The 23,195-nt window shown below is 43.2% G+C and carries 24 protein-coding genes; 13 read left to right on the forward strand and 11 right to left on the reverse strand.

Features of this window, described 5'->3' with window-relative positions; translation table 11 throughout:
• Position 1: 1 nt before the first annotated feature.
• The 4 genes from pth (at position 2) to NQH49_RS11225 (ending at position 3,997) form a co-directional block, all read left to right on the forward strand.
• Complete coding sequence (gene pth / locus NQH49_RS11210; protein WP_256696664.1) at positions 2 to 589, forward strand: aminoacyl-tRNA hydrolase; 588 nt, start codon at positions 2 to 4, stop codon at positions 587 to 589.
• A 111-nt stretch (positions 590 to 700) separates the two neighbouring features.
• Positions 701 to 1,792, forward strand: coding sequence for a redox-regulated ATPase YchF (ychF, locus tag NQH49_RS11215; RefSeq protein WP_008107633.1), 1,092 nt, complete (start codon positions 701 to 703; stop codon positions 1,790 to 1,792).
• A gap of 214 nt (positions 1,793 to 2,006) precedes the next feature.
• Positions 2,007 to 3,200, forward strand: a complete 1,194-nt coding sequence (locus NQH49_RS11220) for a tyrosine-type recombinase/integrase (protein WP_256696665.1) — start codon at positions 2,007 to 2,009, stop codon at positions 3,198 to 3,200.
• A gap of 179 nt (positions 3,201 to 3,379) precedes the next feature.
• Entirely contained in the window at positions 3,380 to 3,997 is a 618-nt protein-coding gene (locus NQH49_RS11225) for a Fic/DOC family protein (RefSeq protein WP_256696666.1), read from the forward strand.
• Here NQH49_RS11225 and NQH49_RS11230 read toward each other — a convergent pair.
• Positions 3,994 to 4,164 carry a hypothetical protein gene (locus tag NQH49_RS11230; protein WP_256696667.1) on the reverse strand — a complete coding sequence of 57 codons (171 nt, stop codon included), beginning with the start codon at positions 4,162 to 4,164 and terminating at the stop codon, positions 3,994 to 3,996. The two genes, NQH49_RS11225 and NQH49_RS11230, sit on opposite strands and share 4 nt — an antisense overlap.
• Positions 4,165 to 4,429: 265 nt before the next feature.
• Between NQH49_RS11230 and NQH49_RS11235 the strand changes: the two genes are divergently transcribed.
• Together NQH49_RS11235 and NQH49_RS11240 are read left to right on the forward strand one after the other, a co-directional pair.
• Positions 4,430 to 5,416, forward strand: coding sequence for an AAA family ATPase (locus tag NQH49_RS11235; RefSeq protein WP_047053749.1), 987 nt, complete (start codon positions 4,430 to 4,432; stop codon positions 5,414 to 5,416).
• Between the two features lie 8 nt (positions 5,417 to 5,424).
• Positions 5,425 to 7,914 (forward strand): S8 family peptidase, encoded by a 2,490-nt coding sequence (locus tag NQH49_RS11240; protein WP_256696668.1) that lies wholly within the window; start codon positions 5,425 to 5,427, stop codon positions 7,912 to 7,914.
• Positions 7,915 to 8,017: 103 nt separating this feature from the next.
• Here NQH49_RS11240 and NQH49_RS11245 read toward each other — a convergent pair whose 3' ends face one another.
• Together NQH49_RS11245 and NQH49_RS11250 are read right to left on the reverse strand one after the other, a co-directional pair.
• Complete coding sequence (locus tag NQH49_RS11245; protein WP_256696669.1) at positions 8,018 to 9,691, reverse strand: retron Ec67 family RNA-directed DNA polymerase/endonuclease; 1,674 nt, start codon at positions 9,689 to 9,691, stop codon at positions 8,018 to 8,020.
• Positions 9,692 to 9,951: 260 nt separating this feature from the next.
• Entirely contained in the window at positions 9,952 to 11,394 is a 1,443-nt protein-coding gene (locus tag NQH49_RS11250; RefSeq protein ID WP_256696670.1) for a hypothetical protein, read from the reverse strand.
• Between the two features lie 984 nt (positions 11,395 to 12,378).
• Between NQH49_RS11250 and NQH49_RS11255 the strand changes: the two genes are divergently transcribed.
• On the forward strand, positions 12,379 to 12,831 hold the full coding sequence (locus tag NQH49_RS11255; protein ID WP_001543683.1) for a hypothetical protein: 453 nt from the start codon (positions 12,379 to 12,381) through the stop codon (positions 12,829 to 12,831).
• Between the two features lie 70 nt (positions 12,832 to 12,901).
• Positions 12,902 to 14,044, forward strand: a complete 1,143-nt coding sequence (locus NQH49_RS11260) for a restriction endonuclease (protein WP_256698418.1) — start codon at positions 12,902 to 12,904, stop codon at positions 14,042 to 14,044.
• A 55-nt stretch (positions 14,045 to 14,099) separates the two neighbouring features.
• Here NQH49_RS11260 and NQH49_RS11265 read toward each other — a convergent pair whose 3' ends face one another.
• From NQH49_RS11265 to NQH49_RS11275, 3 genes are all read right to left on the reverse strand, one after another.
• Positions 14,100 to 15,788 carry a DUF927 domain-containing protein gene (locus NQH49_RS11265; protein WP_256696671.1) on the reverse strand — a complete coding sequence of 563 codons (1,689 nt, stop codon included), beginning with the start codon at positions 15,786 to 15,788 and terminating at the stop codon, positions 14,100 to 14,102.
• Positions 15,789 to 15,954: 166 nt separating this feature from the next.
• Positions 15,955 to 16,782, reverse strand: coding sequence for a hypothetical protein (locus tag NQH49_RS11270; protein ID WP_256696672.1), 828 nt, complete (start codon positions 16,780 to 16,782; stop codon positions 15,955 to 15,957).
• An 8-nt stretch (positions 16,783 to 16,790) separates the two neighbouring features.
• The gene (locus tag NQH49_RS11275) at positions 16,791 to 16,982 is read right to left on the reverse strand and encodes a helix-turn-helix transcriptional regulator (RefSeq protein WP_050919365.1); all 192 of its coding nucleotides are present in this window, start codon (positions 16,980 to 16,982) and stop codon (positions 16,791 to 16,793) included.
• 223 nt (positions 16,983 to 17,205) lie between these two features.
• Here NQH49_RS11275 and NQH49_RS11280 point away from each other — a divergent pair, with 223 nt between their 5' ends.
• Positions 17,206 to 17,781: a hypothetical protein gene (locus NQH49_RS11280; protein WP_256696673.1), complete on the forward strand. Its 576-nt coding sequence runs from the start codon at positions 17,206 to 17,208 to the stop codon at positions 17,779 to 17,781.
• Positions 17,782 to 17,797: 16 nt separating this feature from the next.
• On the opposite strand, the gene NQH49_RS11285 is transcribed toward NQH49_RS11280, so the two are convergent.
• The 5 genes from NQH49_RS11285 to NQH49_RS11305 all read right to left on the reverse strand — a co-directional run bounded on the left by NQH49_RS11285 (position 17,798) and on the right by NQH49_RS11305 (position 21,044).
• Positions 17,798 to 18,727 carry a tyrosine-type recombinase/integrase gene (locus NQH49_RS11285; RefSeq protein WP_256696674.1) on the reverse strand — a complete coding sequence of 310 codons (930 nt, stop codon included), beginning with the start codon at positions 18,725 to 18,727 and terminating at the stop codon, positions 17,798 to 17,800.
• Between the two features lie 46 nt (positions 18,728 to 18,773).
• Positions 18,774 to 19,226, reverse strand: coding sequence for a RadC family protein (gene radC / locus NQH49_RS11290; protein WP_256696675.1), 453 nt, complete (start codon positions 19,224 to 19,226; stop codon positions 18,774 to 18,776).
• Between the two features lies 1 nt (position 19,227).
• On the reverse strand, positions 19,228 to 19,689 hold the full coding sequence (locus tag NQH49_RS11295; protein WP_305961261.1) for a hypothetical protein: 462 nt from the start codon (positions 19,687 to 19,689) through the stop codon (positions 19,228 to 19,230).
• Positions 19,690 to 19,807: 118 nt separating this feature from the next.
• Positions 19,808 to 20,200, reverse strand: coding sequence for a DUF2787 family protein (locus NQH49_RS11300; protein ID WP_256698419.1), 393 nt, complete (start codon positions 20,198 to 20,200; stop codon positions 19,808 to 19,810).
• Positions 20,201 to 20,546: 346 nt separating this feature from the next.
• Entirely contained in the window at positions 20,547 to 21,044 is a 498-nt protein-coding gene (locus tag NQH49_RS11305; protein WP_256696677.1) for a hypothetical protein, read from the reverse strand.
• A gap of 121 nt (positions 21,045 to 21,165) precedes the next feature.
• On the opposite strand from NQH49_RS11305, the gene NQH49_RS11310 reads away from it, so the two are divergent.
• The 4 genes from NQH49_RS11310 to NQH49_RS11325 all read left to right on the forward strand — a co-directional run bounded on the left by NQH49_RS11310 (position 21,166) and on the right by NQH49_RS11325 (position 23,133).
• Positions 21,166 to 21,444, forward strand: a complete 279-nt coding sequence (locus tag NQH49_RS11310; RefSeq protein ID WP_050320674.1) for a helix-turn-helix domain-containing protein — start codon at positions 21,166 to 21,168, stop codon at positions 21,442 to 21,444.
• Between the two features lie 2 nt (positions 21,445 to 21,446).
• Positions 21,447 to 21,974: a hypothetical protein gene (locus NQH49_RS11315; RefSeq protein WP_256696678.1), complete on the forward strand. Its 528-nt coding sequence runs from the start codon at positions 21,447 to 21,449 to the stop codon at positions 21,972 to 21,974.
• Between the two features lie 13 nt (positions 21,975 to 21,987).
• Positions 21,988 to 22,347, forward strand: coding sequence for an acyl-CoA dehydrogenase (locus tag NQH49_RS11320; RefSeq protein WP_256696679.1), 360 nt, complete (start codon positions 21,988 to 21,990; stop codon positions 22,345 to 22,347).
• Between the two features lie 393 nt (positions 22,348 to 22,740).
• A complete protein-coding gene (locus NQH49_RS11325; protein ID WP_256696680.1) occupies positions 22,741 to 23,133 on the forward strand; it encodes a hypothetical protein in 393 nt (130 codons plus the stop codon).
• Positions 23,134 to 23,195: the final 62 nt, after the last annotated feature.

A 23,195-nucleotide genomic window follows, 5' to 3' on the forward strand; every position in this document is an offset into this window, starting at 1 on the left:
CGTGAGCAGCATTAAACTGATTGTGGGGCTGGCCAATCCCGGCGCTGAATACGCCGCAACGCGCCATAACGCGGGTGCCTGGTATGTCGATTTACTGGCGAGCCGCAACAATCAGTCGTTAAAAGACGAGCCAAAATTCTATGGCTTTACCGCGCGCCTGTCGCTGGCGGGAGAAGATGTGCGCCTGCTGGTGCCCACCACGTTTATGAACCTCAGCGGCAAAGCGGTGGCGGCGATGGCGACTTTCTATCGCATTGCGCCAGAAGAGATTTTGGTGGCGCACGATGAGCTGGATTTATCGCCAGGCGTAGCAAAATTTAAACAAGGTGGCGGCCACGGCGGCCATAACGGCTTGAAAGACATCATCAGCAAGCTGGGCAACAACAATAATTTTCACCGTTTACGCGTCGGAATTGGCCATCCTGGCGACCGCAATAAAGTCACCGGTTTCGTGCTGGGCAAGCCGCCAGCCAGCGAACAAAAGCTGATTGACGATGCCGTAGACGAAGCGGTGCGCTGCACCGAGCTGTGGCTGAAAGAAGATAAGATCAAGGCCATGAACCGCCTGCACGCGTTCAAGGCGGGCTAAGGCCAATTCCCGCGCCGCAGAAGGCAATTCTGTGTATAATGCGCGAAATTTTTTGAATCTGTCGGCGCTGTTTAACGGCGACGCACACTCAGTGAGAAAGGTAATCAGACCATGGGATTTAAATGCGGTATTGTGGGCCTGCCGAACGTCGGTAAATCCACCCTGTTCAACGCGCTGACCAAAGCGGGTATCGAAGCAGCCAACTTTCCGTTCTGCACCATCGAGCCAAACACCGGTGTGGTGCCAATGCCCGATCTGCGCCTCGATCAGCTGAGCGAGATTGTTAAGCCACAGCGCGTCGTGCCAACTACCATGGAATTCGTCGATATCGCCGGTCTGGTGAAAGGCGCGTCCAAAGGTGAAGGCCTCGGCAACCAGTTCCTGACCAACATCCGTGAAACCGAAGCCATCGGCCACGTAGTGCGCTGCTTCGAAAACGACAACATCATCCACGTAGCGGGTAAAGTTAACCCAGCGGAAGATATTGACGTGATCAACACCGAGCTGGCGCTGTCGGATCTCGACACCTGCGAACGCGCGATTCAGCGTTGCCAGAAGAAAGCCAAAGGCGGCGACAAAGATGCCAAAGCCGAGCTGGCTGCGCTGGAGAAGTGCCTGCCGCACCTGTCAGAAGCGGGCATGCTGCGCGCACTGAATCTGGATGCTGACGAGAAAGCGGCAATCCGCTACCTCAGCTTCCTGACGCTGAAGCCAACCATGTACATCGCTAACGTCAATGAAGACGGTTTCGAAAACAATCCGTACCTAGATCAGGTGCGTGCGATTGCCGAAGCTGAAGGTTCAGTCGTGGTGCCGGTGTGTGCTGCGGTTGAATCTGATATCGCAGAGCTGGAAGATGACGAGCGCGATGAGTTCATGGCTGAACTGGGTCTGGAAGAGCCGGGCCTGAACCGCGTGATCCGCGCCGGTTATGCGCTGCTGAACCTGCAAACCTACTTCACCGCTGGCGTGAAAGAAGTGCGTGCATGGACCATCCCCGTTGGCGCTACTGCGCCACAGGCGGCCGGTAAAATCCATACTGACTTCGAGAAAGGCTTTATCCGCGCTCAGACCATCGCGTTTGAAGATTTCGTTGCGTTCAAAGGTGAACAAGGCGCGAAAGAAGCCGGCAAGATGCGCTCAGAAGGTAAAGAGTACATCGTGAAAGATGGCGACGTGATGAACTTCCTGTTCAACGTCTAAATAAAATGTGTTGTCTCATGAGGTTTCATTCAATCTCATAGCTTTCACAAAAAATGATTAAATCCACGTACTTGCGTGGATTTATCGTTTCATAGCGTCTCAAATGATTTCGTAGAAGCGCAGTCAAAAATGAGTACTTAGGTGAGTATATCAAACTTCCATCTTTATTTTTAGTGAGTACAATAACGGTATAATAAATATACAAGGAATTGATATGCTCACTGATACTCAATGTCGCACAGCAAAACCGAAAGAAAAGCTCTATCGTCTAAACGATTTCAATGGGTTATACCTTGAAGTTAAACCTAATGGCAAAAAGGCGTGGCGCTATCGGTTTAAACTTAACGGCAAATCCAGCATGTTTGCTCTGGGTGAGTACCCGTCGGTTAAACTTTCCGAAGCTCGCGAAAAATGCGAGCAAGCGCGTAAACAAGTCGCGAATGGAGTTAGCCCTACTCAGGCTCGCCAGTTAGACAAGATCCGCAAGGTCAATGACGCATCCAACACCTTTGAGCTAGTCGCCAAAGAGTGGTTGCAGATGAAAGACTGGGCCGAAATCACCAAAACGCGGCGACTAGATATGCTTAAACGTGTGGTTTTCCCCGCAATAGGGAAGCTCCCTGTCAAGGAAATAACCCCGCACCACATTCTAATAATTCTTCAGGAAACGGCTAAGCGCGGCGCTCCGTCCGTTGCCGCTGAAGCCCGCCGCACCATTTCATCGATTTTTGAACTAGCAGTAGCGACGCTCAGAGCAGATAGCGATCCTGTCTGGCCAGTGCGTAAGGCGATCCCGGCAAATAAAACGCAGCACAAACAGGCATTGTCTCCACAGCAAATCGGGAAGCTATTAAGTTGTTTTGATAACAGTCGCGGCTCGTATCAGGTTAACTATTGCATGTGGCTAATGTGGTGGACGCTGGCTCGACCAGCCGAAGTCACCGAAGCAGAATGGGCCGAATTTGATCTTGATAATGCACTATGGACCATTCCGGCTACGCGTATGAAAGCTCGCAGAGTACACGTTATTCCCCTGCCCTTCCAGGCTGTCAAAATGCTCAGAACACTACAAGGATTAACCGGGCATCGGCCGCACCTTTTCCCGGGCAGAGATAATCCGCTAGGTTCAATGACATCGCACTCTCTGCGACAGTTACTTAAAAGCCTCGGCTGGAGTGGTATTTATAGCCCACATGCTACCAGAACAACAGGCAGTACACGTTTAAACGAGATGGGCTATCGACCTGATGCTATTGAGGCTCAACTTGCACACGCAGATACAAATAATGTTCGCCGAACCTATAACCATGCGACCTATCTTGATGAACGGAAAGTGATGATGCAGGCATGGGCTGATAAGCTTGATGAATGGGTAAGATGCGCTGACAGCAGGGCTGCTGTTTCGTAAATGATGATGCATTGGTGTGTTAATGCTGATTATTAAAGATTATTTTCAACCAGAGAATAAAAACTACATTTTAACCTACACTTTTGTAACTATCTGATTTTAAGAATATTGTTTGCTGTACTCATCCAGCGTTATACTCCCTCTGTTTTCCCATCCTTCTAATAACACAGGGCATCTCCATGAGCCGATACCATGTATCCAGCAGTGAAGGCCAGTATGAGAAAGACTCTGGCGAGCAGGTTTTGGCTAATAAGCTGGGGATCGCGACTTCTGATGAGATGGATGAGGCTGAACTTGTCCTGTTAGAACAACTCTACCAGTCTGTTTTTGAAGAACAGTTCCCGGAAGGACAGCTCAGCGTAGCCATGCTAAAAAGCTGGCATCGCCGCTGGTTAGGCAACATCTACGAGTGGGCTGGACAAGAAAGAGCGGTTAATATCAGCAAAGGCGGCTTTATGTTTGCCCCCTCAGCACAGTTGCTAAAACTGCTGAACGAGTTCGACACGAAGTATCTGGCTCAAAACACACCATGTAGCGGCATGGACGAAGAACAACTCATCACCGCTATCGCCATCACCCATGTAGAGCTGATACTTATCCATCCATTCAGAGAGGGAAACGGACGCCTATCGCGACTGCTAGCCGACGTGATGGCCGTTCAGGGAGGATACAAACCTCTGGATTATCAAAGCTGGGAGCAAAACAAAGCCCAGTATATCTCGGCTATCCATGCAGGCGTATCAATGGACTACGAGCCGATGAATCACTGGGTCAGTGAGGCATTAAGAAGGGGTTAAACAGCAAGACGCAAATGAGCAAATTTTTTGCGCGTGGCTTCAAGTGAAGCTTCGATCTTCGCGGAGGACTGTCCTGTTTCAACAGCCGTAGATGTTGTAACTGAGCGAACGATGTCAGCACGAGATGGCTTTACGTAGGTTGCCTGCGTTTTTTTGCTATTACCCATCACGATTCCTCAACTCTTAAATGTGTAATCTATAACCATTATACCAAAGTTTCCACACGACTTCACATGCTCCATTTAGTTTGGAGTTTTCGAGGAGCTATCGCGCCTATTCTATGCATGAAACGGCTAACCAAACGATCGCATCCTTATTGATTGATAGTGTAAGCCTGCACACAAATCTTGCCTTAGCTTAAGGTAACGATGTCGAACACCGTGAATCTATAGTAAACTTTGCCAGAGGAGTTTCTGGTATTTATGAGGTTATATGGCTACTGCTGAGCAGATTAAAGCATTATTGAAAAGCCACGTTGATCGCGATGATCAGCGGTTCTTTTCTATTGCTTTGCAAGTAGCAGCTAAAGAGGCAAGACAAGGCCACCATAAACTTGCAAACGATATCAAAAATTTAGTCGATAAAAGCCAGAAATCTACACATACAGTGGGTTTAGTCGAGAAACGATTAAGCACATTTGTGAAGCAGCCTGATGGTGATCTCAAGGGATTGCTTGAACAAATAAACAGGCCAGTGCACCTTCAAGAACTAGTTATGTCTTCAAGTGTAAGGGAGCGGTTAAATCAAGTCCTCCTTGAGCAGAAGCAGAAGGATAAACTTTCTGAATTCGGGCTTATTCCCAGAAGAAAATTACTCTTTACAGGTCCTCCAGGCACCGGTAAGACGATGTCAGCCTCAGTCATCGCTACAGAGTTAAAGTTGCCTCTGTATACAGTTGTTCTTGATAATTTGATAACTCGCTATATGGGTGAGACAGCAGCAAAACTTCGTTTGATTTTTGATCACATAAAACAAACAAGAGCGGTGTATTTCTTTGACGAATTTGATGCTATCGGGACTCAGCGAGGAGCTCAGAATGATGTCGGAGAGATCCGTAGAGTTCTTAACTCCTTTTTAATTTTCGTTGAACAGGATGATTCTGAAAGCATAGTTTTAGCCGCAACAAACCATCCAGAACTGTTAGATCGCGCCTTATATAGACGATTCGATGATATTATACCATTCACAAAACCAGAAGGTGAGTTAATCAAAGCTCTTATTGAGCAAAGATTAGCCGTTTTTGACTTGAAGAACCTATCATGGAACACGATTATTGAAAGTTCTTCAGGGTTAAGTGCGGCCGAGATTACCCGAGCCAGCGAAGATGCTGCTAAAGAGTCAGTACTTTATAATGGGAATAATCTAACCACTGAATTATTAGTAAAGGCTATACAGCGTAGGCAAGAAAGCAGACAATAAGGGATGCAATGACTACCAGCAAACAACATATTTTATTAAATGGATATATTTCTCCTGAAAATTATCGCTCAAGAAGCACTGGTCGAAGCCCTCAAGTTTTGGCGAAAGATAGACTACCCCATGGTACATTATTATTAAATCAGTATAATCAGATAATAGCTCGCTATACTGAAAGGCCGAGAATTCCCCCTATCACTGATGAATATGGGATTTATGTAAGGTTAGTTAGTTTCGAACTTTGTGAACTTCCTATTGACAAGATTGATAACTCATACTTCAAGCTCTGTTCTTTAACTAAGAGAGCCAATCGGGAAATTGCCATCCTGTTCATCAGTGATGCAAATAGAACTAAATTCATTAATAAAATAAATGAATACTTAGATCCCTTAAGAGATGGTGCAGAATTCCCTAGGAACCATTTATTAATTGATAGTATAGAATCAATTGAGCTAGCTGATATTACTTCTTTCTGGACTGATAAAGCAGAACTTATACCTGCTGATCGCAATGAAGAGAAATGGTTTGAACTTTGGTTAAAGGGAAATATTGATGATGCTACAAACATTGCTCAATCGATATGTGAAAGAATTAATGGAAGGTTAGGGAACTCTTCGATTAATTTTTTTGACACTACAGTTCTTCTTATTAAGACAAGTTTAGCAAGGTTAAGCATTTGTCTTGAAATAATCTCAAATTTAAAAGAATTAAGAGCAGCTAGAGATGATATTTCTGTTTTAGTAAATTCACTTCCTACAGAACAACATCAGTGGGCTGATGATGTTACTGTTAGAATTAACCGCAGTATTGATGCAGATGTTTCTATTTGTGTCTTAGATACTGGAGTGAACTATAACAACCCTCTTTTATCTAGTTTTTCTAACACATTGCTATCAACTGCGTGGGACTCATCGTGGCCCCTATTCGATGATTATAATCAAAGGCCCTATAACGATCATGGTTCCAGGCAAGCAGGGCTATGCATTTATGGGGACTTTCTATCAGCGATTTTGAGCAACCAGTTAATTTCAATTCCCTACCATATAGAGTCTGGAAGAATACTACCTCCTCGGACTGCTAATAATCCGGCACTATATGGAGCCATTACTACGGGGACGTCAAGCCGCTTAGAATTGGAAAATCCAAATTGGCGTAGAGTTTATTCACTTGCTGTAACTGCTGAACCTAATGCTATCGGCGGGCAACCATCATCATGGTCTGCTGAAATTGATAAATTTTGTTTTGGTCTAGAAGACGACATCCAAAGGTTATTCGTTATATCAGCAGGGAATTCCCAGCCAACAAACTTAAATTTAGATTATTGGGATTCTGTTACTCTCGCTGAAATTGAAGATCCAGCTCAGTCATGGAATGCCTTAACGATAGGGGCTTATACAGATAAAACCACCCATACAGATCCAGAATACATGGGATGGTCTCCTTTTGCAGCTTCGGAAGATATTGCACCTTCCACAAGATCATCTATATCGTGGGGCTGGAGAAAACATGCGCCTTATAAGCCAGATCTAGTTGAAGAAGGTGGAAACAAGCTTTTATCTCCTAACCGCGATGAAATGACAAACACAATCGAGTTATCGTTACTTACTACGTCCGGTAGAGCCTCAAATCAGTTATTTGAGGTTAATTCTGACACTAGTGCCGCCTGTGCCCTTGTATCAAGACAAGCCGCATTGCTAATGGCTGAGTATCCAGAATACTGGCCTGAAACTATAAGAGGTTTATTAGTCCATACAGCTAAGTGGACTAGCCGTATGCGTGAACGATATAGAACTGAGCTAAGTAGAAGCACAGCAAAATTAGCCAAAGAAACTCTGCTCAGAATGGTTGGTTATGGCGTTCCTGATTTGCAACGAGCAATGCACAGCGCAGAAAATGCTCTGACATTAGTCTCCCAATCAGAAATGACCCCATTTAATCGAACTGGCTCAGGGGATCCCACTCTTAATGAAATGCATCTATTTTCACTTCCTTGGCCTATTGAAGCATTACGCCTGCTACCTCCTGAAACCAATGTCACTTTAAGAATAACGTTATCCTATTTTATTGAACCAAATCCAAGTCAAAAAGGGTTCAGACGACAGTATACTTATCAATCTCACGGCTTAAGATTTGCGGTTATAAGACCTAACCAGTCACTTGATAATTTTAGAGCATCAATAAACCGCAATGCTAATAGTGAGGAGTACAATGGGCCGGAAGGAGATGCATCAGGATGGTCTCTGGGACCTCAGTTGAGAGCTCGAGGTTCCTTACATTCAGATGCCTGGAAAGGTAGTGCTGCGGATTTAGCAGAGATGAATATTATAGCAGTTTATCCCGTAGGTGGATGGTGGAAATATCGAACTGCACAGGATCGCTACGCTAATCGGGTTAGATATAGTTTATTAGTCAGTATTGATGTTCCTGATGAAAATATTGATATATACAGTGAGGTTGAAAATTTAGTTAACATTGAAAATCAAATAAGCATTGATGTATAGTCAATAGCCTTATTTTAACTGTAAAACTAGAAGCAAGGCTGCCTCATATTAATGGTAGCTTTGTTTTCTGGTCTAAGATTATACAGATTATATATGAACAACATTAACTCAGTCTTTTTTGATAATCACAAATCACAAGATAAAACAAATCTATTATCATTTTAAAATTAGAAAAATCTATCTCTTTATGATTTTGTTTGACAATCAATTCTGCAAATTTTCTTTTCCCAAAGTAAAGACTTTTGTCGAAATTATTACTGGCTGAGAATGTTTTATCACCTAATTTTTTTGAGAGGGTTTTACAATCAAAAAAATCTTCAATTTTTGTTTCTCTTTTTTCGTCTATAAGAGGTGTCTTTACAACATAAAGATTTTCACAAACATATGTATATCCATCATGTATTTCTCTCGTATCTGAGAAATCGCGATTAATTAATCCCTCAATACCATTAGAACCACTATCATTATCCATAAGTAATATCACAGGATAATTTTGAGGTGGGCAAACAAATCCACTCATATTTTGCTTATAGGTTTTAATTAACTTAATATTATTTCCAGCACCATCAGTTACATTTAGCAAATGACTTAATGTTTTAGTCTGTTTATAAAGGAATATGTTTATCTTCTTTTTTACTCCCTTTTTAATTAATTGTAATTCTGGATAGCTCCCAACAAGATTCTGGAAAGCATATTGCAGATAGATATTATCTGTTTCTCCTTCACAAATAACTACCGTACTCTTGTTTGCAGCAAATGTTTTGTAAAAAAGGAATTTAGAATACATCTTATCAAAGGAATCAAGCGTGCCTTTATTTTTTGTATCATTATTGTCATTCATTTTACTCCTGATGTGGTAGATAAAACTCAATATTCCATTTAATCTATCTAAGCTAACCTCCTCTATCCTATTATCAATAGAGATATATGCAGAGTTAAGTTTGAAAAAACTATTCGTCATAGCCCTGGCAATATGCTTCAACTCATGCTTAACATTTACTTTTTTATTTACAACCAAACCTGTAACATCTTGTCGTGAGTTTTTAAATTGCAATCTTGTCTTACCGGAATTAATTTTAAATCCGGCTCTTTCAATTTCTTTCTTTAGTTGCCCACTAACAACCACCTCACGTTTCTGAAGACTAATTATTGACGCAGGAAATTTGTTTTGATTCGTAGAAAATGTAATATCATCAACATATCTGGTATAATAGCAATTATATTTTTTCGCTAAAGCGCTGAGTTTTACATCCAATATTTGAGCTATCAGATTAGATATTACAGGAGAACAAGGACTACCTTGAGGAAGCTTATTGTCGTAGCACGCAATTTGAGCAAGGATAGATGAAACCTTATCAGACAAAGCAAACTCTCTATTATGGATAAAATACCCACGAACTCTACCGAAATTAATGGAATCAAAGAAGTTGGCTAAATCTATATTAAGCACCAGATCCTTATTTTTATGTTTATAGGCGTTGGTAAAAATTGATTTCCCTTTCACAAATCCGTGTGAAGATGTTTCAAATTTCCTTTTTGCATTTATCTCATTAATACATTCCTGCAAACCTTTAGAAAGACGCCGTTGCAGTTCTTTAAGCTTCTTTTCTGGAACAGATATAATTCTCTCTCCTCCATTTTTCTTCTTTATTTTGAACTCTGTATATTTAGTCCTATTTTTGTATAAAGTATAAGTCAATGCTGCCGATGAGCATCCAAGGATTTTAGCTATATCAGACGTACTTTGAGCTTGTTTCAGTTTAGCTAAAAATGACATATATAAGCCTTAAATAAAAAATAGTGGGCACTATAGAAACTCTTTAGCACAGCGTGAGGTATTTCCCTCTGGCGTAAAGCATACTAGGGGCGTTGCCTCTAACATTTTTTTCACATATCACGAAACATGATACAAAATCTATCTATAGGCCCGTTTTTTATAGTAACCAATTTTGACTAATTTTTCAACAGGTTACACTGCATAAATTTAAATCAAGATATATTCAAAAATAAATGGATATCGCCCAATGAAGGTGTACTTTAATGTTTTGTCTTCAATTCAAGATAAGGATGGTTCCAGCATATCTCACGGTTGGACACAAGCCCGTCATGCTCAATCGAACCGCATACCCCTGGATTAGCCACCACTGCTTCATACACCGCCTTACTTTCAATACCCTGGATCATATGCGAAAGCACACACCGACGAACACTCGCGGTGATCTTGCCCGGTTTAACCATAAAAGTCTGACGAACGGCATTACGTATGGCCCAGCCACGACCGGGGCAATTAACATGCTCACCAAGATAACGCGCCACCAACTTGTTAAGTGCCCTTCTCACTGGCTGCACAAATTCAATCCACTCGTCAGCCACACACACCGCTTCATTGTAACCATATAGCTCGCAAAGCTTCCGAAACGCAGCGCTGTCCTTGTGCTTACGGAACTCACCCAGAGAGTAAATCAGACTATATATAAGTAACTTAGCAACTTTTTGATCAACGTTGAACCGACGCATGATCTTCTTCTTGGTGATCTTCGCCAGCCGTTTACATTTGATGCCGTATCGCTCCAGTTCATGTTTCAGGATATTCAGTTGGCTGCTTTTGATATCATAGTTAATACCCTCAGCAACTTCCCATTTTATAGCAGCCTTTAGCGCCTGAAAGCCGCCGTTCTTCTCAAAGGAACGTGTTCCCCGCTCCGCCAGTTTATATTCAGGAAAGTATTCAACCACCAAAGGAACGCTTGAAACCATCCTGCAACCACGCTCAGCCAAATGCTGAAGGAAGTGAGACTTCAGAAGAGCCTCCCTTTCGTCCTCAGGAACGTAAGCCTGAAGCTTATCAAGGTTGATACGCAACGCGCCCATACTGAGATATACCTGACGCATATATTGCTGGGTTTCACGGGATACATGCCGCGTAGAGTGGCGAGGCTTATTAAAGTGAGATAATGCTGTGTGGATTAATTGCTCTTCAGTCATGATCTTTTGGTCACGCTGGCGTTTACCCACAGACAGATAAACGTAACGGTCATCGCGCTGTTTGTAGTCATCAGGCGAGCTTTCAAACCAGCGTTTGAGGTATGCCTTAGACAAAGCAAAAGTGCGGCTTTTCCCGTTTCCATAGGAGTGGCTTTTAATATCGATAATTCCTGCATCTTTCAGCAACTCCAGCGCCCGGTCACAACACTGATATTTATCCTGTTTAAAAACGAAAGGTAATTCCTTTTTACCCAGCTCATTATATATTGGCGAATACTTTGTCCATGGATTATCCTCCGGAGTGTCTTTAGTATAAAGAAAGTTATTACAAATCAAATGCTGCAAAAACCGTTGAATATCCAGATAGTATGACGGAGACTGGCGACCATCTTTCCCAATAAAAGGTATGTTATGTACATCCTCAATGAACTTATTATAAGTATCGAGTGTAACCAGAATAGCACGCTTAATAATATAACCCGCAGAATATTTCACAGAACACCTCGTGATTGAAAGTTGCATAACACAAGAAATACAGTCGTTTTTTACAACTGTCCTTTTACACCATTAATTACGAATACCTTCACGAAGGCCAATTTTTTTTCATATTACCAATACGCTCATAACACTCACGCTCTTCTCGCTCTATTCCGCTGCTGCTGATTATCACTATTAATATGGCACTGACATACATATACTATATAGTGAGTATTATAGGGTTATACCTGATAACTACCTTGATGGTTGCATTAACCGGCATAATTAACAAAAATGTAGAGTCGTAAATACAAACATAGATTCTGTGTTATGGGGATAATCATTAATCCCTGCGGTTAATACTGGGATACTAAAGTCAATATTCGGAATAAAAAATCATCGGCGGTTTTCCCCTACCATTGTACGAGGTGCAGATCTGACACAAAACGGCATCGGTAGTTAGCCGGTCTGTCATATCAAAATCCGCCAACGTTAGGCGGTTTAAAGCGATGCTTTTTCGCAAATGATGTATTTCTCCTCCCCCTCTGGCCGACCAATCAATGAAGTAACAGGCCTATAAATCTGCCGGACTGGTCGCCATACAACAGGCTGATGACGAAGCGGACAGTCCCCTTGCTTATGAACGAATTGCTGGTGAAGAACAGCAACCCGACTCTGCGCTGAATGCAGAATTGCACAGCCAGAAACCAGGTTTGCCCACAAAGCCGCAATCACTAAATCACTCAATCACTTTTTTCAAAGCGCCAAATGTTTTCGTCATCGTTAGCCTGCCAGTGCTGAGTAGTGTTGATCGCCCATTTTCAGCAACCAGGCGAGTTAACCCATCTACATACCCTCCCGATATCCTCTTTGAACGATTTCAGCGAAAAGCTCATCAACAAACCTTGTTGCGATTATGGGTATTCAGCGACAGAATAGTCATCACAATCGATCCACATTTCAACAGATTGCGATCACTTACAACGTAAGGTTAAGAGGCCTATGAATACCGATTTGATGCCCAATTTCTGGAAGCTGTCACATGGCTGGAAGGAGTTCTCATTCCTGGATATGGTCGAATGTATTGATGAAAAGCTCGTCTACATTCACCGCACGACCGCTGGTAAAGGGCAGTCTTCCGTCAGCCAAGCAGAGGAGTTTGTAAACGCTCCGATTGGTGATTACTTCTACCTGACCCACGGTAATCAGGGTGTATACCTGCTTGGTCAGTTCACTGGCCCGGTTAACTACTTCACAAAACATAGTGATGGTTGGATGGACAGACCATTCCGGCTGATCCACAAAGCTAATGCCAGAGAGGCGTATTATGGCGTCGAGAAATGGTGGACACCTAATCACAACTCTACCTTTGTTAAGGTTCCGCACCACGAATATGATTTATTTGAAGAGCTGATATTGACGCCCTATTTTGATATCAACCTGAAAGATTTTTAGATAAATCTCAAGGATGATTCTCTAAGGAGAAAATCACTAAGCAATCACTGTAAAATAATAAGGGATAATGATGATTTATCAATGCTATTCATGTTCTAGAACAACCTTCGAAACAAGCTGTCCGTGGTGCTCTCCAGATGTATCTGGAACATTTCGGCAAATGACGCCATTAGATCCATCCTATTACCCTGATTTCCAGTACCAGTCTAAAGGCATCATAAAAGATTTATTTGGTAAGAAGAAAGAGCAGTCCCAACTCAACGCCCTGCTTGAAAATGTTCTTCTGAAATATGCCACACTGAAAGATCCTTATTTTACCAATTTCATTCACACATCAAGATTTTCATATAACAATCAGGAGGGCAACAGTAAAATAAATAGTGAAAGCAATAGTGATTATTCAGAGATCCGATTATTCCAGGAAGTACTGATTAGAAAAGGCTTCAACGAACTGGAGCAGTTACCATCTTTATTAGACAAACTATTGCTGACAACTTCGTTCAACTCTATATATTCAGGGTTTGCCCGTGAGGTTAAGCGCCATATCAAGCCAACCCTTACCGAGACATTAAAATCATGGATAGAAGAGGCCGGTACAACTTATCGTGCAGATCTTTCTTTATTCCTGTATTACCTGTGGAGTAATAAGATTCAGTACCCTGCTATAGTATATAACGAGCAGGCAGAAAGTACACCGGGCACACCATTATTATCATTTGACTCTATCGAAAAATTCCTTACTCTCTGCGAGAGTATATATTTTGATATTTTAGTAGACAGATTAGCCACCCGCCTTGAACATTTTAACCCAAACAAATTTGTCACAATGTATCTTGTCGATGCAATGGATGGTTTCCAGTTTGAGGCCTTCCTGGTTGAAATATTCCAGACTATAGGGTATGACGTTAAAGAAACAAAGAAAACACAGGATCAGGGGGCAGACTTATTCGTTACCCGCTTCGGGAAGAATATGGTTATACAGGCAAAGAATTATTCTGGCTCAGTTGGAAATTCGGCAGTGCAGCAGGCAATTTCAGCAAAAGCATTTTATGGATGTGATGAAGCAATGGTTGTGACAAACTCTTACTTCACCCGGTCCGCTAAGGAATTAGCTGATTCCGCAATGGTTCGTTTGATTGACCGAAAAGAACTTCAAAACTACCTGGATGATTACAATCAGAAAATAATTGAAGATTTCCAGTCAGAATCATGAGGTCACAACGGAGTGGTTATAGGCCACTCCGCTCCCCCCTTATCAAGCTGTAAAACTATTCTTTCATAAACTTATCGAACTTGTTGCATACAAAACAATACCGGCGACCCACCTGCTTACGTTTATAAATAATCTGAATGGTACTGTACTCCTTGTTCACATCAGATAATAATACCCCTTGCTTTGTTAATAATGTTAGAATGCCTTTGCGCTGAGATTTTGACAAGTAGTTGTGTACCAGATCCTTATCAACTGCATATACGGCACGACCTTTAACTTTGTGGATAATGACCGGTGCCTTTTTAATCACCGTTTGGGTTACGCGATCATTTCCAATAAGATTTAAAAGATCATCTTTTTTGCAAAAATCAATAATTGCATTCAATGAATTTCCCATTAGGGGTTTAGTTATTTCAGGTTCAGACAAAACTGCCTTAAGAGAATCCTGGTAGCAGGTTGAGATCCCCTTCATGATCTCCTGCTTTGTAAAGGGTAAAACACCATATTTCACAGCCATGGAACCTGCTACATAAGCGATGGCAAAACGTTTGGCGATACGCACCTGAATGCCGGAGTTACGATCTACCTTGTGCTTATCCAGAAAGAACTCAATCCCTTTTTCAAGCTTCCGTTTTACACTCTCACGATCGTCCTGAATATCAGCCACCAGGCGCTTGAGAAAGGCAGGTTTGGCACTGCCATAATAGCGGTGAGTTGCATCCTTGATCGCATGAACAAGTTCGTTACTGGAATTGACATCATCTGGCAGTGATTCGAAAATCCCCATTTCAGCACCAGCATCTGCATTAACGTCGATTACACGCACATTTTCGCCTTCAAGGCGCTCAATGTTCCCGGAAGCAGCCAGTTGTTGAAGGCTGCACTCGCCCGTACTGAAAATGCTTACCTGCCATTCAGCAACTTTGTTCTCATACATTGCAGAACGTGTTTTCCCTTTACCACCCGATAACGTATACACGCGGTTCTGCATGATTTTAGCGGCTGCCAGTACGTCTTTATCTAACAGCTTCGACTCATCAAGAACCAGGTAGCTGTCGTTATGGGCCACGGCAATCTCCTCAAGCCCCTTATCCGTATTGTTCCACAGTACGACAACATCTTTAGGTGATCCTGCTAATGATGCAAGCATGTAGGCACTGGACGTTTTTCCTATACTACTCATCCCCCACAAATGAAACCCGCCCCCTTCCATACCTGAAAGCTTAAGGAGAAAGCCAGAAAACCCGCAGCACAGAGCCAACATAATGCGCGAGCTATGTAGCGCGTATGGAGCAACATTGATTTTCCATAATTTTAATGTTTCCTGTTTTCCCTCGACAGGTAAATGATTTTTTGCGCTGGGGTGTAATATTGGTTTATCTCCTTTTATCTCACCAACGACTTTATCATTAGCACGCAAATAAGCATCACCATAAAAACCAGGCTTATAGCACAGTGTGATTGCCTTATCAGTTTCCTTAATTACTGCCTGATACGCCCGGCTCCAGTATTCTTTAGTTACATTGGGATTATGCCCACATTTTAATAACATTTTCTTTAGCTCTAATACACTGACAAGTGCCCTTGCCGGTACAAGTACACATGTCGACTCCAGCCCCTGCGAATCAGTTATTTTAATAAGCCGGTATGCAACTGGACATGATTCTGAAATCTTTGTACGAGCCAACAATGTAACAAGTAATTTTTCTTCTTTGTCACTTAATTTTTCTTTATATACTTTCATTAACAGAGCCTTATTTTTATTTAAAGATCCCCTCGCAGTTATTACGATTAACGTCATAATTAGGGCGTGAGGGATTCCTTGCATGATGTCTCATACAACATTAGTATTTGTTTAAAAATCGCAGAAACAGTTTACAACTGGTACATATCGCTAATAGATCATGAAATTATTTTAATATCAAATGATCACCATACTTCCTTACCTTATACATAAAAGTCAATCCGGCTATACCAATAGAATCTAGCTTAATCAGAGAATTAACATATTGCTTACGCAATAGACGGTATTTTTTAGTCCAGCGCTTCCTTTTCCTTTCCTTGCTCCCCAGCATATGATAATCATCATACTGAATTGATTCGACTCGCCACCAGATAGCTTTAAAACGATAGCTCACCTGTCGCATTGGTTTTTTTAACTTGCTCACGAGCACAGGACGGTTTATTACATTCTTTCGCTTATTCATATTCCTTTTGTTCTTCATCTTTAGACGTAGACGTTCAATAGCATTTTTGTCATTTGGAATGATAAGATGGAAATGGGGCATCCACTTATTATCCTCACTATGAAAATCCAATTCGAACCCACCAATCACCATTTCATCAAAGCCGCATTCTTTTAACCAGCGACGAAGCCGTGCTATTAATTTATCGGGTTGCCAGTAAAGCAGTTCATTGTCATAAAATGCATCCTGATAGAATATTAAGGTAGCACTTCGCCATTCCTTGAGGTTCTTACATAAGCGAAGCACCTCGCTAATCATTTCCAGTCGGTGCTTCCTGAAGCATTCAGGACATGCAGCACTCCCGCAAGGATAAAGTGGATGGCAATCTTTAAGTTTTTTAAAAAGATCCCTATAAACTTTCCCTTGGTATTTCTGCAATGACTTTTCCCTGAGACACTTTTCCGCTCGGGCCTTCTCTACTGTTTCAAATTTCGGTAATGCTTCGGCTAACGCTTCATTCTTATCACTTAACCTTGCCAGTGGTATTTTCATTCCTCTCCTTATTGATTTATGGTTGGGCGCTCATCAATCCAGCGCTGAATATCCTCATCTCGCCAGGCAACGGAACGATTTCCAGTTACCGAAACCTGATTTGGAAAATTTTTATTAGCAATCAGGCGATATAACGTTGCCCGGCTAATGGCACAGCGCTTTAATACCTCTTGAATCTTAATTAACTTGCTCTCTTTCATATTTGCCTCCCCGTTAGCTGATGGAGCCATTCTATCAAACTCGAAATATCAGGCTTACAGGAGAAGCGGCTCTTAAAAATGAACAAATTCTTGGATTTTCCCGGCTAAAACCCTGATAGTTGAATCCTAAGAGCCGCTTCTCATCATTGAGGAGTCCTCGACTCTAAAAAGCTCAATTAATAGTCAATATTTCGTAAGAAATTCATGTACTGAGGGGCCATTGATGGCAAATAACAGCAACAAAACCGAAGGCACAGCAGATGATACTGTTCTTTTGGATTTTTATAACATCAAACGCCAAAGGGATGCCGCCAACAAAGCTAGGAAAGAGAAAAAATATACGGACGCAGGATTTTCAAGAACAAAGATATACTTAGGTAAGGACACTTATGAAAAACTTGCCGCAATATTCGAAGACCAGCGGGGAGGTGTACTCAACATTGGGGGGCGTAAAGACATTGATTCACTTAGCCGGGTTGTCAGCTACTGCATCAATAAGGTTTACAAAGAAGTGCATATCAAAAAGAAAGGTGGTCAGTTAGCTGATGTCACTCCCGCTTTTAACGCAAAAAGCCAGGAACTATACGATCTCTACCAGGCTGTGAGCTTCATGCACAGTAAGGGGCTAAGCATCGCTAAAATCAGAATGAAAATGCATACTGATGGGTATCCTGCCCCCAATACATTCACGCTGAATGGTTCGGGGAATCGTTTATCGGTCTGGACGGAACAGCAGGTAAGAGACTTACTGGATTTAGAAATCCTCAATCAAGATATTGATGACCTTCAGAAGCGCTGATATCGACTATTATGAGTTACCAGCATTTAATCCGCATGCTGGCGCTGATTTTCATGCTCTCACCACGACAGTCATAGCGGGTTGTCGTGGATATGTCGCTGTGGCCTGCCAACTGGCGGACGGTGTTGATATCCACGCCCTGCTCCAGTAAGCGGGTAATGAAGGTCCGCCGCATGTCATGCGGGGTAAAACGTGCTATGCCTGCCGTTTGCTGTAACTCAGCCAGGATACCCGTTAACCCGGTTGTTGTCAGAGGCTGGCCTGCGACCTTACCACTGCGCTGGATACGGTTGAACAGTGCGCTGTCAGCCTCTTCTGCGCCAACTTTCAGCCACGCGCGGATAGCCCTGTCTACTGCATCCGCCACGTGAATTTCTCGATATTTACGCCCCTTCCCTTGCCTCACTGTCAGGATGCCGTTGTCATAGTCCCGGCGCTCAAGTTTAACCAGTTCACCGGCCCGCAGGCACGTGCCACACAGTGTCAGCACAATAGCGGCATCACGACAACGCCGTACATGCCGCGGATGCTGTTTTGCTGCCTGAATCAGCGCACGGATTTCCTGCTTATCTAACGCCCTTCCCTTACGCTGAGTATCTCCATTAACGCGCTTAACTGACCGGATACGTGCCAGCGTTTCGGCATTCATGCCATTGAGGTTAAAAGCCGTCTGCGCCACGCCCCGGAGTGCTGACAGCGCCATGTTGACAGATGACACGGCGTAACCGTCATCCAGCAGTGCCGCACGTACTTTAGCGACGGCGGCGTAGTTAAGTTGTTCCCACGGATAACCAACTGCATCCGCACCGTGTTTAAGTATGCTGGCGCTGCGGTTTAACAGGCTGGTGATGCCCCGCCGTCCCGAGGGAGCAAGACCGCCAGTATACGCATCAAACACGGTAGTTTGCACCACCGACTGAATCTGACGTAACGCTGTCCTGCTCATGCGCCTAACCCGCAATAACGTACATTAAACCAAGTAACTGCTCGCATCAGACCAGTCCTCGTTCAGCCATCGAAACTGTTTCAGCGCCAGCAACGATAAAGTGATCCAACAACCGTACGTCCAGCATCTCCAGCAGCCCCTTTAGCTTTTTAGTCAGATTGATATCACTTCGGCTGGGTTCCGGCTCGCCGCTGGGGTGGTTGTGAACGAGGATTGCTGCGGCGGCGTTGTGTTTCAGTACAAGCTTGATTACTTCGCGGGGGTGAACGCTGACCGTATTCAACGTGCCCCTGAACAAAGTTTCCCGATGTAACAGCTGGTTCTGGTTATTTAGCAGGATGATGCCAAACTCTTCATGTTCAAGCGTTGCCAGCTCAACCATTACGCACCGTCTGACATCATCAGGACAGGATAGCTGAACGCCACACTGATAAGACTTGCTGATAATGTCACGTGCCTGCTCAAGGATGCGGGTTTCACGAGTTGTAAACATCGTCATGTCAGAACTCCCGTTCAATAAAATAGATAGCATCTGCAAATAGCTGGCGGTGAGTCAGACCAGTGCGCAGTGAGAAGGCTTTACGTGGCATAGTGGTGCGCCCGTTACTGTCGAAGAACCAGAGCGTTTCTTCATCTATTTTGACCAGAAGGGACCAGTGAAACTGATCGCTGAGAAGGATGAGGCGGGAATGGTCAGTGACGTCCAGAAACCGCTGCATTTCCCTGAAAAGTCGTCCGTCTGCCAGCACCTTCTTTCCAGCAAAGGGTTTGGTGATTTGAACCGGGAACTGGCGGCTGTAATGTCCTTTCTGCAACACCTGAGCTATCAGACAGTCTAAACGGTCTTCTTCAATCCCTTCAGTCAGCCATTCATGCAAAGGCCAGCGCTGCTGATAAGCCTGAACAAGCCGGTTCATTAACGGGCGTCGTTTCACCCTGCCGTCAAACAGCCAGCTCAGCATGTTAACCACGCAATAAGCACCGCAAAGACAGTCCAGTTCTCCCTGTTGAGACGCACGTATCCCTCTGTTATCAGTCACAGATAATTCCTCATAAATAGTTATGGTTAGTGCAGAGGGATTAGCTTTCCCAGAGAACGGTAATGGTGTAGACGTTCATGGTGTGATATTGAATAAAGTTGGATTGCCAGAGTTCAAACAGCTCCCTTCCGGCGTTAAGAGACAGGTCACCCACATGAGCCAGAAAGACGTATTGCTGACTCCAGCTGATATCAATTTCCTTTTCCAGTTCGGGGTATACTGTCCCCATATAACTGTAATCGGTAATGTAATCAAAACACCATTCATCATTGCGTGAAATAAGCCGTATTTCGACAGGATGGTAGCCACCCTTTTCAGCGCCGTAACTCAGATCTTTAAATAATAAACTAACAGCGGTTATTCTGGCTTTATGCGGCGGCGGACTTCCCGCCTCATTTAATATAATGTTTATTAATTCCTGAGCGACGGGCATAGCAAGCCCTTCCTGATGTATTTTATTCATTTCAATCTCATACATTATTTGACTGGTAAATCATTAGTTTCATTTAATAGATTATTAACTAAATCAAGCCTTAAAACATGGTCAGACTGACATTCTTTAAATACAACCATCCCTCCAGTGAAGGATTACTATAAAATGAACATTTAATTAAGTGATAACTTGAATGACTGGCTAGCTGCTAATAATAACACTTTCCAGTAATGGTATTATATCAAACCAATACATAACGAGCAAATAGTTTCATAGGGAAACTATTATTGCGTAAATTAGAAAAGAAGAAAGCAACTCAGGGAAATAAGCGTTTCAGCGCGAACTATTACTTCGAAATAGTCTCCAGCAATTTTTTACGCTGCTCTTCCGAAAACGTCAGTAACTGATGCGCCAGTGAAATCACTTCTGTTGGCAAAGCTGGCTGGGATAACGCAAGATCATCAGCCACCTGTTCAAGCGCCTGCTTCAACAAGCGGTCACGGGAATGGGGCTTCATCGTTTTGAACAACTGAACCCAGAGATTAAGCTGTTCGTCAGTACCATAAGGAGAAACGACAGATTGAGTGGCTTGCTCTGCCCGTTCACTTTTTAGCGACATTCCCGCAGCGCGAATATGGTACTCAAAGCCCTTATGCCCTGTTCTCTTTCTCCTGATTTCCGGGTGCATAGCTGCAAGCTTTTCCAGACGCAGGCGGCAGCCCTTTGCCGTACCCGGCATCCCCGGTTTTCCTGCAAATGCCTGTGCCGGGAGCCACTGCTCACTGCTATCAATACTGCCACTTTGGTTCTTATCAGCAGGCAATATGTCCAAAATATTTTTCATTAACTTAATCCATAATATCAATACGTTAAAAAGGAACACTAGAAAAGACCACAAAGAGAACTTGATAAGTTCCTTTTATTCGCATTTAATATCCCTGTACTGATACAGAGGAGTTAACACTGTGAATAACCACGTAGCATCGCAAAAAAAGCGAACTAAAGGAAGGGTTAAGGACTGGCACAGGGCCGACATTGTGGCTGCACTACACAAACGTGGATTAAGTCTGGCGCAGTTATCCCGCGATCAGGGATTAGGCTCCCGTACACTGAACAATGCCTTCAGTCAGCACTATCCGAAGGCAGAACGGTTGATAGCTGCGGCGTTGGGCATGATGCCCGAGGAGATATGGCCCAGCCGCTATTTTGATAAACAACCTTCAATACATTCCGGCAAGGATTAGCCATGGCTACCACCATCACTTCGGTAACGGAAAGCTTTGAGTACTTCTTTCATTCCCTTTACCGCACTGAGCTTGTAAAAACACTACGCCTTAACGAGTGCAGTGAAAGGGAACTTCTACCGCTAGTTCGTTGCTACCTTTTAGGATGCTTTTCGGATGATGTCTCACCGGAAGTGAAAGGGAAGCTTCCAGGCTCAATCACAGGGAATGGCTATATCGATTTTGTAATTGATGATGTGGCGGTGGAATTCGCCGTCCGTAAGCCCACCGCAGCCAAATCAACGGTATCAGCCACGGTCAATAGCACGGAAATGAAGAAGTTGATGAAGTTCGACGGCAAGGCGTTGCTCGTACTGTTCGACTTCTCTACTACTCCCTATTCGGAAGCCCAGATTGAGGCTTTCCCCGACTGGCCTTCTCTTGTTAAGGGCAATCATAAAAAGTCGGCGTTCAATGTTGCCTATTTTTATGTCGAGAAACGCAGACCGCTCACTTTCGGGAAAATCACCAAAAACATTCGTATTAACTGACAAGGAATAAATAATGAAAAGAGTCATTTTAGCCACCCTGCTGTTGAGCACATCAGCCCTGGCTACCGCTACAGAATACGTTAAACCTGACGGTTCATTATCACTGGCAGCAGGCGGTGATGGCATTGAATTCAGCATTAACGCTGCACCCAAAGAGGCCTCCGGCATCTGCAATATGGAAGGTTCAGCGCAATCTGTTGGTGCCGCAGAAAACCAGGAGCATCGCTGGGTTTATAACGATAAATCGAGCCAGTGCGTAGCTGTCATTAGTGAACAGAACAACGGCAAAATCAGGGTAATAACTAAGGGATGTGAAGGTTATTGCGGCCTGGCCGCTACAGGTGCAATGGATGGGATTTACCGGAAGAAATAACAGTAAAATGAGGAGAACGTAAACGATGAATATAATGAATGGGGCAGCCATCGGTGCGATTGCAGTTTGCATCTGGCACGTCATGCAACTTACCCGTCGCGTTGAAAGACTGGAGTTATTAATAAATACAGATAACGATTCACAACTATCAGCCAGTAAAGAAAGTGATCGCGATAGGGAGTGAAGAATATTATAAAACACTCAGCCTAAAAATGGATAAAGAGCTTTATGAAAAGACTATAAAGTTCATTTCTCAGAACGGGCTAAAACACCTTAATACTAAAACAGCCCAGTTTCACTTTCGCACAGACTTTAACCTCGCAACCAGAGTTATCGAACACATTCGCCTGGAACAAAGTGTTACCGGAAAAAACATCAATAAGGACTAACTCAATGAATATACGATTAGCATTACTGTTTATATCTGCAAGCCTGATGATTGGTTGCGGAGATAACACACCTGAATGTAACAGTAATGATGCCAAAAGGCTGGTTGTTAATATTGCTCAAAAACAGATAAAGAAACAATTCGAGCAACTCAGAAATTCTCAGATGGAAGGGATGGTGCCCGGTAATACCGACAGCCTGATGTTGAAGATTATTAACGTCAGAACATTAGATCATAATTCATCATTAGATACTTATCAGTGTGCCGCCAGTCTTCAAATGGCCCTGACAGATGAGCAATCTAAACTTCCTAATACAACCGAACTACCGATAACTTATAAGATTCAAAAGACAGATGATAATAACGGGCAATTCTATATAAACGTATCTGGTTTATAATCACCTTAGCTAACATCAGGGTTCCTTTTGGGTGAAGTAATTGATGCTTTATCCCAAGAGGA

The organism is Pantoea trifolii (assembly GCF_024506435.1).
Classification (GTDB): domain Bacteria; phylum Pseudomonadota; class Gammaproteobacteria; order Enterobacterales; family Enterobacteriaceae; genus Pantoea; species Pantoea trifolii.